Annotated in this window: 8 protein-coding genes and 2 pseudogenes; 2 read left to right on the plus strand and 8 right to left on the minus strand. The window is 54.6% G+C overall.

Annotated elements, in window-relative coordinates; all coding sequences use genetic code 11:
• Window positions 1-87: 87 nt before the first annotated feature.
• Complete coding sequence (locus tag OSC10802_RS0109515; protein WP_017716552.1) at window positions 88-1437, minus strand: pentapeptide repeat-containing protein; 1350 nt, start codon at window positions 1435-1437, stop codon at window positions 88-90.
• 418 nt (window positions 1438-1855) lie between these two features.
• On the opposite strand from OSC10802_RS0109515, the gene OSC10802_RS0109520 reads away from it, so the two are divergent.
• Entirely contained in the window at window positions 1856-2107 is a 252-nt protein-coding gene (locus OSC10802_RS0109520) for a hypothetical protein (RefSeq protein WP_155967510.1), read from the plus strand.
• A gap of 160 nt (window positions 2108-2267) precedes the next feature.
• Complete coding sequence (locus tag OSC10802_RS0109525) at window positions 2268-2894, plus strand: DUF4214 domain-containing protein (RefSeq protein WP_155967512.1); 627 nt, start codon at window positions 2268-2270, stop codon at window positions 2892-2894.
• Between the two features lie 102 nt (window positions 2895-2996).
• Here OSC10802_RS0109525 and OSC10802_RS0109530 read toward each other — a convergent pair whose 3' ends face one another.
• The 7 genes and pseudogenes from OSC10802_RS0109530 to OSC10802_RS0109555 all read right to left on the minus strand — a co-directional run.
• Complete coding sequence (locus OSC10802_RS0109530) at window positions 2997-5516, minus strand: CHASE2 domain-containing protein (protein ID WP_017716555.1); 2520 nt, start codon at window positions 5514-5516, stop codon at window positions 2997-2999.
• A gap of 136 nt (window positions 5517-5652) precedes the next feature.
• Window positions 5653-5856: pseudogene (locus OSC10802_RS46070) on the minus strand (GGDEF domain-containing protein); the annotation flags it as partial.
• A gap of 216 nt (window positions 5857-6072) precedes the next feature.
• Window positions 6073-6498, minus strand: coding sequence for a CHASE2 domain-containing protein (locus OSC10802_RS54225; protein WP_071593295.1), 426 nt, complete (start codon window positions 6496-6498; stop codon window positions 6073-6075).
• Window positions 6499-6589: 91 nt separating this feature from the next.
• On the minus strand, window positions 6590-6787 hold the full coding sequence (locus tag OSC10802_RS54230; protein WP_026098337.1) for a hypothetical protein: 198 nt from the start codon (window positions 6785-6787) through the stop codon (window positions 6590-6592).
• Between the two features lie 341 nt (window positions 6788-7128).
• Entirely contained in the window at window positions 7129-7902 is a 774-nt protein-coding gene (locus OSC10802_RS0109545) for a DUF928 domain-containing protein (protein ID WP_017716556.1), read from the minus strand.
• Window positions 7903-8160: 258 nt separating this feature from the next.
• Window positions 8161-10812, minus strand: coding sequence for a CHAT domain-containing protein (locus OSC10802_RS0109550; protein WP_017716557.1), 2652 nt, complete (start codon window positions 10810-10812; stop codon window positions 8161-8163).
• Between the two features lie 171 nt (window positions 10813-10983).
• Window positions 10984-11660, minus strand: a pseudogene (locus OSC10802_RS0109555) (S-layer family protein); the annotation flags it as partial.

Below are 11660 nucleotides of genomic sequence, written 5' to 3' on the forward strand. Positions count from 1 at the left end.
GAAGGCAACAGCCGCATCTACCGCATTCAGTACCAGCCAGAGGCGGCTAGCGCGGACGCTGAATTATAGCATAAGCTTAGCGATACGTCAAGCGCCGGGCTGTAAAAGTTTTCGGTGATTCGAGATTGAATTGAGGTCGGGCTGAGTCCCGTCTGCCGGACTGAACAGAGCCCCCTCGAAAAGGGCTCCCTCCAAATTGGCTCTCGTCAAATCTGCCTTTCGCAAATCCGCACCCTTGAGGTTGGCTCCTCTGAGGTCAGCTTTGGTCAAATCCGCCCCCCGGAGATCGGCTTCACTCAGGCAAGCCTCATTTAAGCTCGCTCCCGTCAGATCCGCCTCTCTCAGGTCCGCCCCCCTGAGGTTGGCCCTTCTCAGGTCGGCTCTCGTCATATCTGTATCCCTGAGGTCGGCTTCACTGAGGTTGACCTGATTCAAATGGGCGAGAACCAGATCCGCACCTCTCATTTCTGCATCCATGAGGCTAGCATTCTCCAAGAACGCTTTCCTCATATTTGCACCGCTGAGGTCTACCCCCCTGAGGTCAGCTCCACTGAGGTTGGCCGCACTTAAGTTGGCCCCACTCAAGTCTGCGCCGCACAGATCCACCCCACTCAGGTTGACCCCTTGCAGGGACACGTTGGTGCCAACCCAGTAAGCCCCCGCCTCAGTCAGGTCAATATCTTCCGAAAACCGGGTTTTTGTGTCGCAGACTGCTTTTTGCAGGATGGCTCCATTCAAGGAAGCCCCTCTCAGGTCGGCACCGCTCAGGTTGGCCCTAAATAGGTTGGCGTTCTCCAGGTTGGCAGCGATTAATTTCGCCCCTCTCAAGTTCGCCCCCCGCAAGTCGGCTCTCTTCAGGTTGGAGCCGCTCAAATCCACCCCACTCAGGTTGGCTGCCGGAAGTGATACGCTGGCAGTGATGCAGTAAGCTCCTGTCTGTAAGGGGTCAATCGCTTTGGCGAAACGAGTGCGGGCATCGTAGATAGCTCTTTCCAGGATTGCCCCACTTAGCTCTGTCTCGCTCAAGTCTGTGCCGCTCAGGTTGACTCCACTGAGATTCGCTCCCGTCAGGTTGGCACCAATGATGTTTGCCTCTCTCAGGTTGGCCCCACTCAGGTCGGCTTCAGAGAAGTTGGTTCCCACTAGGTTGGTGCCACTTAAGTTGGCTCCTCTCAGGGTTGCCTCAGTTAGATTCGCCAAATTCAGACATGCTTTAGTGAGGTTGGCTCCATTCAGGTTGCTGCCCCTCAGGTCAGCGTCAACCATGTCTGTGTAACTCAGGTTGGCTTCACTCAAGTCTGTCCCACTCAGGTCGGCACTCCTCAGGTTTGAACCCCTCATGTTCGCGCCACTCAGGTTTTCCCCCTTCATAGAACCGGGAAGAAAGTTGGCTTTATTGAATTCCAGGCCGTTCAAATCTTGGCTGTTCACTAACACAATTACCCTCTTTTTTGGCCACTTTGGAAAGTTTGTTATCTGAAGTTTACGGAGAGTTACTGACAGACGTTCAGGAAATTTAGACTTGAGAGTTGAGAAGCCAGAAAGCTTCTAAGAGTGCCCCCTCCTCCCGGCCCTTATAAATTTTCAATACGGCATCCTTTCCTCTTTTGGAGAATTGCTGAATTCTGGCTTCTGGCTCCTCCGTCAATCCCAAGAGCTGAAGGATGGTTGATTAAGCAAAGAGAAGATTAGGGAAGCTATTTTAACTCACACCGGCTGCCGGTCGCCTCGCCTTCAGGGAAAGTCGAGCCTGCGAGGACAGGGGTTCTGAGGCCCCACCAAACCCGGCGCGCTCACCGCAGTCGAGTCCATTATTAACAATCCCTACAGGGGAAGTTGACAGTGCGGCGCAAATGTGCTAAGCACGCAAGCCGGTATGCGCCGGCGCTTGCGGGCGCACCCGGATGGAAGTCTGCTGTTGGCTGAGGCCGAAAACGGTCGCACGCTGGTAGCGGCAATATTAGGACGAGTCACCGGCGCAATTCGGGTGGCTTTTCGATCGGGGCAATCGCGGGAACTGATCGGGCTGAGAACAGGTCAGATTCTGCCAGTTATATTAAAATTGAGAGTCATTCGCCTGCCGGCAGACTGCCCCACCGCTTGCTGAGCGCCCAGCTCGCAAGGGATGAGAGTTCGCGCTCGTCTGATTGCAGGGGGGTGAGCCGCCGGCAGGAGTGTGGGGACGGGACATATCGCGTCCCTACAGCAGTCTTGCCCGATTTTTACAGGAAATTCACGGTTTTGTGACCATTTGGGAGGCAGACAAGATGAGACGAAAGATTCTGGCCACCTCAGGACTGCTTTTCACCCTCAGTTTAGCCGCGCCGGTTCAAGCTGTCAATTCCGCAAAGCCGAGACTGTTGCTTGCCGGTTACGAGCGTCAGGAATGGGGCGGGACCAGCCCTAACGGGCGCGATGAAAGGCGGGATGAGCAGGAGGTTTACGATGCGATTAACGAGATTTATCGGGACGTGCTCGATCGAGATGCTGATTATAGCGGACTCCGAAATTGGGCGAGGAAATTAGAGCGGGGTGCGACGCTTCGTGACATTCGTGAGGATATCGCCCGCAGTCGAGAAGCTCAAGACAGGATTAGGGATCTTTATAGGGAAGTGCTCGAGCGAGAAGCAGATAGCGGTGGAATTAGGACATGGGTGGGTGAGTTGGCAGATGGGGACTCGCTGAGTGACGTGCGCAAAAAAATTGCCGGCAGTGAGGAAGCGGAGAATGCAATTAACCGGATTTACCGGCAAGTGCTCGGTCGAAATGCCGACCGCGATGGCCTGAGGACTTGGAAAAGAAAATTGCAGGACGGGGCGACACTGAGTGAAATCCGGGACCGAATTGCCGGCAGTGACGAAGGGAGACAGCGCCGGGGGCGGCAGAGACGCTAGTGATTGGGCATTGGGCATCACGCAAAAGGGCATCACGCAAAAGGGCGATGGGGAATTGGGCCATGCCCTGTGCCCTATGCCCTGCACCCTATGCCCGATGCGCTATTTTTGCTCAAACCCCTGACAGCGTTCTAGATAGATTTGAGCCACTCGATCTCTGGGGTTAACCTTCAGGCAGTGTTGAAACAGGTGCGCCGCATCCCTGACAGCCTTAATATTGTAGAGCAGCAGAGCTTCTTCAAAATCTGTTCTCGTGGCTGACTTGCCTTCTTTCACTTCTGGGGGATCAGCATCAAAGACTTCATAGACCGTCACCATTTCTGATTTGCCCTTAACTTTTACCTTATCAATCAAGCGGATGAAATAATCGCCAGGATTATTTAAGTCCATAAATGTGTGGTGGGAGATTAACAGCGAGACGCCATAATTTTTGGTCAGCCCTTCAATGCGGGAGGCCAAGTTGACAGCATCGCTAATCACAGTCCCATTCATCCGGCTTTGCCCTCCCACTGTGCCCAGCATCAAGGAACCTGTATTGATGCCAATGCCAATTTGAATGAGCGGGCGTCCCGGTCTGCCCCGGGTAGTATTGTATTCAGCGAGCAGGTTGAGCATGGAAATCCCCGCCTTAACGGCATTGTCCGCCCCGCCGCTAAACAGCGCCATAATCGCATCCCCAATATATTTGTCAATAAACCCCTGATGTTCAGAGATTGCCGGCTCCATGCGAGACAGATAGGCATTGATAAATTTGAAATTGTCTTCCGGCGTCATGGTTTCGGAAACGGTGGTGAAGTCGCGAATGTCGGAAAAGAGAATGGACATGTCCAGCTGCACGCAGTCGCCTAATTTAGCCTCGGTAATGCTTTCGTATCCCAAAAAATGAAGAAATTCGTGGGGCACGAAACGCCCGTAGGCATCAGTGAGGTGTTCTTCAGCGTCCAGCGCCAGTTCCAAATCGCAATTCAGTGAGAACATGTCCTCCACTAACTTGTCCCGGTCAGCTTCAGCTTTTTTGCGTTCTGTGATATCCTGAAAAGCGGCAATCGCGTAAACAATGTTGCCAAACTCATCCTGAACCGGCGTGCCCATACTCTCGATAGAGATAATATTGTCACCTTGGCGGATTTCTAGATCGTTAGCAATGGAAGCTTCGCCCTTGAGCGCCCGCAAGAGGGGCGATTTCTCCGGCGGGTACAGTAGATCAGTTCCCGCAATATAGAGTTGAAAAACTTCTGATAATTCCTCGCCGGTGGCGTCAGGCACGACTCCTTTGCCAAGCAGGCGGACTGCGGCGCGATTGCTGTAGCAGACTTTGCCGGTGGCATCGACCACAGTCACCCCCACCGGCACCGCTTCTAGGAATTGAGCCAGCTTCTTCTCACTTTGGCGCTGCAACTCCCGACTGTGGTAGCCGGCAATCCAAATCGAAGATCCCGCAAAAGCCACTAAAGGGGCAACTCCAGGAATCCACCAGCTTAAAAGAAAGGCAGCAAAGCTGCCGGCGGCTAGACTGCCCCCGACGAGCACAATGCAAATGCCAAGAAAGGTCCATCTCAAGAAAACATTCTTTTTGAACAGCTTGGCTTCTAGGATCGCCCAACTCCCGGCAGCGCCGATAAAAGACCAGCTCAAAACCCACAGCCACTCGGCACGCTCATCCCAAACCCGGATAAACGGACGCCCCTGCAAGGCACCGCTCAAAATCTGGCTGGTGATATTGGCGTGAATCACTGAGCCGGGAGTTCGCTTGGGACTGCCGGCAAAACTGCTAGAATAGGGAGTTAAGAAAAGGTCGTTGAGGCTTTGCCCAGTTGCGCCAATCAGGACGATGCGGTCGCGCAGCAAATTTGGCGGTATGCGGTTTTCCAAAACGTCCCTGAGCGAAACAGTCTGGAAGCTTGTTTGCGGTCCCCGGTAGTTGAGCAATATTTGGTAGCCACCGGCATTCGCGCCAACATAGCCCCCATCATTTCCCGAAAAAGGGACAAAGACCGCCTGACCCAATTTCAAGTCCGTCTTTTTGGGGTCAGCCCTCTGCGGCGCAATGCCTTCGGCTTGCAGGTACATCAGCGCCAAAGTCGCCCCCAGGCTTAATTTCGTTTCCCCGCTGTCTTCTCGGACAGACAGCAAACCCCGGCGCACTTTGCCATCCGCATCCAGCACCAAGTCAGCCAATCCTACTTGCCCCAGTTCCCTCAAAGTTGGGGGTGGGGCGACACTGTCCCCAACCGCTTTTTCGACGCCAATTAAGTTGGGTGTGGATTTAAACACCCCCACCAGCGCTTGATGCCCGGGCTCCACCGGCAAATCGCGATAGAGATCCAAGCCGATCGCTCTTGGCTGGTGTTCCCTCACATTCTTGAGCGCTCTAGCCAGCACTGCGTCAGGCACTGGCCACTGCCCGACATAAGTGATATCTGGCTCGTCAATGGTAATAATAACAATGCGTTCGTCAACCGGCTCTCGGGGGCGCAGGCGAAAAAAGAGATCGAGAGTCGCCCAGTCCAATAGCTGGAACCATCCGGCAGAGCCGGCTGCGAGCGCTAACCCTGCCACAGTGGGGGCTGTGAGCAGCACCCCCCGCCATTTCCAAATTCGGTTTTTGACTTTGTGCCACATAGCTCCAAGGGCTGGCTGCATTTCCTATTCTGCAGTCCGAACCTGCTTTTTGTCGGCGGCGGATAAAAATCTGTTTCCCCCGCACAAGACACGATTCGGCCTTCTGCGAGATGCTCCCCTGCTTTTCTTAATTATCTTAATTATAGGGATTGCCCGGAAAGTTGATATTAGAAATTTCCAGCTCCTGCAAGAAGACCCGGTTTCGCCCTCTCTCTTTCGCCTCGTACAGACCTCTGTCTGCCGCACTTATTAGGTCTGCCGGCGCGTATCTAGAGTCAGCCCCTGTGCTGGCGACCCCACAGCTTACCGTCACATACTGTCCCGCTGTATATTGGGGGGAGCTATCTTTTAAAAATTCACTTTTTTCCTGAGTTTATCTGCAACTTGCAGGGCTATTTCAGGGGTTAAATTCGGTAAAATATAGCAGTATGCACTTAGGTTAAAACATTAGACCTTCAGGGCTGGCGTTAGCGCAGCGGCGCGTTAGCGCTACGCCATACCTACGTCTATATCCCAGTAGTATAGCAGTATGCACTTAGGTTAAAACATTAGACCTTCAGGCCCCGCGGGACGCCTGCCCTACGTCTATATCCCAGTAGTAATATGGGTTAGGACAATAGGAGCCGGAGTGCGGGGGTGCAAAAGAGGCCGAAATGTACGAACCTAAGTGGCTACTGCTATAGCAGCTCATCAGGAGAGCGCCTCCTGCCAAAACAGTGCAAAATGCTTGAATTGCCCAAATCAGGAAGGGATGTTTTGCCAGCCGGCAAGGGGCAAAGAATAAGCATTCCTGCATCCCGGCTGCGGCACCGGCCAAAGACCAGAGCAAAATCCACAAAGCCTCCACCGGCTCATCCCAAACCCGGATAAACGGACCCCCATCGAGAGCGGCGCTCAAAATCTGGCTGGTTAAATTGGCGTGAATGACCGCACTGGGAGTTGGCACCCGCGCGCCCTTGAACCTGCTACAATAGGGTGTCAAAAAAACGTCGTTCAGGCTGGGCGCAGCAGCGCCGACAATCAGAATGCGTCGCGCACTTTTTCTGGCGCTATGCGGTTCTCCAGAACATCCGTCATCGATATCGTAGCGAAATTGTCTTCTCCCCCCGGAAGTTCAGCAAAATCTGGTAGCCGCCGGCATTCGCGCCGGCATAGCCCCCATCATTCCCCCTAAAAGGCACAAAGACCGCTTTTCCCAACCGCAAGTCCTTCTTTTTTGCGTCAATCATCTGCAGGGTTACGCCCTCGGCTGGCAGGTAGGTCAGCGCCAAGCGAACCCCCAGATTTCATTTCGTTTTCCCGCCCTCGTTTCTCACAGACAGCAAGCCCCGCCGCACTTTGCCATCGGCATCCTGCAGCAGGTCGGCGATATCCCACGAGCACTATTTTGACACCTATCGAGAGCCCATTTACCACTTTATACAGATAAACAAACGGGGATCTTAACTCAGGAAATTCGGCACACAATCATGGTTTTCAGGGAATAGATGGCTCCCTATGGCGGCGGGCAACTGTCCGCCTTTGGTTGTCGGGCTATAGCCGGCTGCCAATAGAAAAGTATAGCATACTTTGGCAAGCGGAACGCAAATCGGCCAGTGCCCGCTGCCTCAGTTTAGGGCAGCAGTGGCGTAGCCGCGACCGCCTCCAGCCCCACCGATCCTAACAGCTGTTTCCAGGCATCTATTAGGGTTGCGTCCCCAGGCTGCGCTCGTTTTAGCTCGGCTAGGGTCCCTACTGTATCGAACCATATCCCGGCTTTTCCATACAGCGCCGCGCGTTCCAGCGGCGTCACTTTCTCCAGCTGAGTTTGCAGTTCCGGGCTCGGTTCAATTCGGCGAATGTCCCCTTGCACCCCCGGACTGTCCGGTCTGATCCCCTCAGCGCCGGTGGCGATCAAAGTCCACTTGTAATTCTTGCCAACTTCCAGAGCCGGTTCGCTCTCTGGGAGTTTGATGCTGACAATACCGCCAGCGCTCGTGACGGGAATTTTTGTCTGGTAGCGATAGTTATTGCTTTCACCCACCAAACGGAAAAATATTTCATTGGCTGAATTTGGCGGAATATACACCAAGAACGTCGGGCGTTCCGAAACCGTCAGCCCGTCTTTGCTTTGCGGCATCAGCGGGGTGAGACACCCGCGAGCACTGGAAACCTCCTGCGGGCAAGGCTCGCCACGGGACGCCCCCCCTACCGTACTGTCGGGTTTGCTGTCTTTTGGCGGCTCGAAGGTGACGCTGACTGAACCGCGACTCGATGTGCTTTGAGCCGGCGTTGCTGGCGATGACTGCGCTATCGCCGGTGAGAGCATTCCAGCACTGACGGCGAACCCCAGGGATAACGCCACAGAAAACCGCGTTAGAGACACAGAAAATTTCTGACCGACCATATAAAATTCCCTTATCGTGTGAACTATCGTAAGCTCGCTCCGACCCCACCCTATCCTTAGATAGATTTTAAACCATTCATCTTGTCTGGCCGCTCCTTTACCAATTCTTCATAATATGGAGAACTGTTAAGCTGTTGCGCATTTAATTTTTGCTATCCATCTCTATCCCTCGTTCCCAGCGTGAGCCAGGCAGCGCCCCTCGGTCGGCTCTGCTCCTTCCTACAATAAGCATATTAAAAGCGTAACAGCTTAATTGCGTTACAGCCAATTCCCTACCAGAATGAAAGGGGCCCAGTAAAAGGGATGCTGGAATTGGGGTTGCTTCAACACAGCCAGCTGCGCTTGGCGGAGGGCTTCGGCTTTGCTCACCCCGGGTTGGGCGATCTCCCGGTAAAACTCAGCCATCAGCCCGGCGGTGGATTCGTCTTTCACCGACCACAAAGTGGCCAGGGTGCTGCGAGCCCCCGACCGCACCGCCACTCCTGCCAGTCCCAAAGCCGCTCGCCTGTCACCGGCAGCTGTCTGGCAAGCGCTCAGCACAAGCAATTCAACTGGACTGGGGGCGTTTTGTCCTGTCGAGCGCAGGAAGTCCTCAAATTCCCTGACCTTAATTTTTCCATCCCAAGTCAGAATAAAAGTCTTTTCCGGGTCGGAACTGAACTGCCCGTGAGTGGCCAAGTGAACGATGCGAAAGGACGCCGCGCCGATCTGCTTCTGAAGGTTGGTTTCAGTAAACTGCTGGTTCAAGAATACCTTAGAAGGCACTTCAGACGCGATTTGAGTCACTTCAACATTCACTCCCGGCAAAGCGGAAAAGCCTTGGCGGGCTTCAGTCAGACCGGCGGTTAAGGTCCGCAGTTCATTTCGCACCAGCGAGCGCGGCGCTAGCAGCTGCAAACCAGGAGTCAGTGCGACGCTGTATTTTTCCACCAGATACTGCTGGCCATCGTGGAGGGCTGCCATTGGCAGGTTCCGGAACGCTCCATCGGGGACAAACACCAGAGTTTTTATGCCCTGACTGGCGAGCTGCTCCTGTGCCGGTCGTACCAGCCAGTCATACACTTCTTGAGAGAGGCGCAAGCGCTCCTGGTCAGAGAAAAATGGGTTCAGGGATTGCAAAAGATCGTCGAGAGTTTTCTCCACATCTTTTTGGGGCAGCTGCGTCGTGTAGTGGCGCAGGGGCTGGCCCGGAAGCGACAGGATCGCCTCCAGCCGGTCGCGCAAAATAATCGGATAGATCACCGCCGCTTTGCTATCAATTTCATCAATTTGCTGCGGCTTCGCATCCAAACAAGCTTCTCGAAAAAAGTTATCTAATTCCGCCAGCTGCAAGTCTTCAATCACCTCGCGAGCTTGCTTGAGATTTTTTTGACTGACTTGTGCGATCCCCCCCTGCTCTCCCTTCAAAAGGCGGGCTTCTGAAGAGCGCGTGTCTAGAAGCAAGCTAACTAGCTCCCGGTACACCGGCTCGACACTCTCGCGAAAAGAAAACTGCACCTCGGGATTGACCGCCACCAAATCGCTGCGCAAGGATTGCAGGGTGTTAACGGCTTCGCTGTAAGCGGCGGTTGCCCCAGAAATATCTCCAAGCTCTTTGAGAATTTCACCCAGTTGCGCCTGCCAGCGAGCGGCGATATACCCGGCATTCATCCCCCCGGCAATTTGCAGCGCTCTCTCCGTCACATTTCGGGCGTCTTCCCACTGCTGCGCCTGTTTGTACAGCTTGCCCAGCGTTCCCAGGGCGTAAGATTCCGCTCTCGGATCTCGCAGCATTTTCGCCTGCTGCGCGGCTTTGGCCAAAGCTGCTGCAACTTCTCGGAGACTCGCCTCTCCCTCACCCCTCCGTGCCGGCTCTCCCGACGCCATTGCCATCAAACTCTCAGCCAAATTCACCTGAGCGTAGACAGTTTCTCGACTGGGGGAAAGTTTGGCTAGCTCCGACTGAATTTGCGGCACCCTGGCGTGAGCGTCCGCCCACTTTTTCATTTCCACCAGCAGGCTCAGCTCGTTGAGTTGGGCTTCTAATTTTCCCAGCGGGCTGCTTGCATTTACAGCCGCTTTTTGATATAATACTAAAGCCTCATCGCGCTTTTCCAAAGCTCTCCGGCTATTTCCCAAACTGAACAGGGCGGCACTGATATTTGCGGGAGAGTTTAGCTGCTGCGCGACCGCCAAACTTTGCTCTAAGATTTCCTGCGACCGGCCCAAGTCCCCCACCACTTGCAGGGCTATCCCCAGACTCCGCAATCCTGTCGCTTTCAGAGTAGAATCGGGCTGTTCTTGCAATTTTTCACTCACCCGCTCTAAGACAGTTTTCGCCCTCCGGTACAGCCCTAAGGATTGCAAGGCTTGCGCTTGGTTAATTTCGCTCCCCAGAGAGCCCATTTCATCCCCCGCCTCGGCGTAGGTTTTTGCCGCCAGCTGCCAGGTATCCAGGGCGGTTTCGGGCTGTCCAACCGCTAGCAGGAGACTGCCCTGAGTGTTGAGCACTTGAGCGAGAATTTGTGTTTTCTCCTGGTTTTTCTCCAAGCTGGCGAGCAGTTCCAGGCTTTGGGCGGTGGCGTTTTGCGCCGGGGACCACTGTCCCAATTCTTGATAGGCGCTCGACATCAAGCTGAGGCTGAGGGCTTGATTGAGGCGATTTCCTTTATTTTCCCACTCTTTAGCAGCCTGCTGCCAAACTGCAGCCGCCTCAGCAAAACGTCCCGCCTCGTACAGCGATCTGCCCTGTTCCAGGAGGGTTGCGGCGCTCTTGACATTATTGGCGAGATGCGGTATGGTCTGCAGCCCGTGCGGGGACGGGGGGTGTTGCGCAAACGCCGGCAGCACTGCTGTCGCCAGAAAGAAGCCGATCGCCGGGAGGTAGAGATGGTTAGGCACCGTTTTCAGCAGGAAAGGGATTGTTGGCATTATTCTAACTCAAATCGCTAATTATAACTTTAAAAAATCCTGTTGGCACCGCTTCGTGAGAGAGCCTCCCTTTCCCTCCTTAAAAAAGGGGGGCTTTGAAAATATCCCCCCTTTGTTAGGGGGCTAGGGGGGATCAAATCGAAAGGCTTGTCGCTAGGAACTACCCTCAGTCTAAAAATTACCGCACTTCACCGGCTCGCTCCGGAAACTTTCGAGTGTGACATGAGGCGAATTGGCCACCAGCTGCACCTGACCGGCAGCACCCATCACCCATCCCGTCGCCTCCACCAGTGGCGGTGCTGGCGGGATGGGGGATTCGGCAGTCTTGCGTGCCTGAGGTTGGGTGCCGGCTGTCCCCACAAGGCGCACGTCCCGCCAAATCGCCGTCCCGTGCAGGGGCTGGCTGGGATCTGCAGGGATTCCGCCGCGCCCGGTAAAGACAAAGCGATTGCCCCGGTCCGCCGCGCAGCCGGTGACAATTTGATTGCTTATGTCACTGAAAGACGCTGACACCTCAAGCAACCCTGCGGCGGGGTTAACATCAGGGGTTTTGATTTCCACCGTACCGCTGAACTCGGGGCCGAGATTAGACGTGGCTGTGATGTCGCTCTCCGGGGTAATGGCATCCCGAAACTGCGTGCCAAAAATTCCAGTGGCGCTCACACTCACCCGCCCCCCCCTGCCTGCTAGAGCGTTAGCGGTGATGTCGCTATCTTCTAAGGCGACAAGCGTATCGGCGCTAATACTAATATTGCCGCCATCGGCGTTATTAGCGTTTGTCACAATAGTGCTGCCCGAACGCATCTGCAAAGAAGATGCCTGTACGCTCAGATTTCCCCCCGCCCCGG

The organism is Kamptonema formosum PCC 10802 (assembly GCF_000332335.1).
Lineage (GTDB): Bacteria > Cyanobacteriota > Cyanobacteriia > Cyanobacteriales > Oscillatoriaceae > Oscillatoria.

What these genes read in the sequence shown, in the direction of transcription:
- OSC10802_RS0109545 (WP_017716556.1), bottom strand. Translation starts at nt 7,902, where the DNA reads ATGGTCGGTCAGAAATTTTCTGTGTCTCTAACGCGGTTTTCTGTGGCG.
- OSC10802_RS0109530 (WP_017716555.1), bottom strand. Translation starts at nt 5,516, where the DNA reads ATGTGGCACAAAGTCAAAAACCGAATTTGGAAATGGCGGGGGGTGCTG.
- OSC10802_RS0109550 (WP_017716557.1), bottom strand. Translation starts at nt 10,812, where the DNA reads ATGCCAACAATCCCTTTCCTGCTGAAAACGGTGCCTAACCATCTCTAC.
- OSC10802_RS0109525 (WP_155967512.1), top strand. Translation starts at nt 2,268, where the DNA reads ATGAGACGAAAGATTCTGGCCACCTCAGGACTGCTTTTCACCCTCAGT.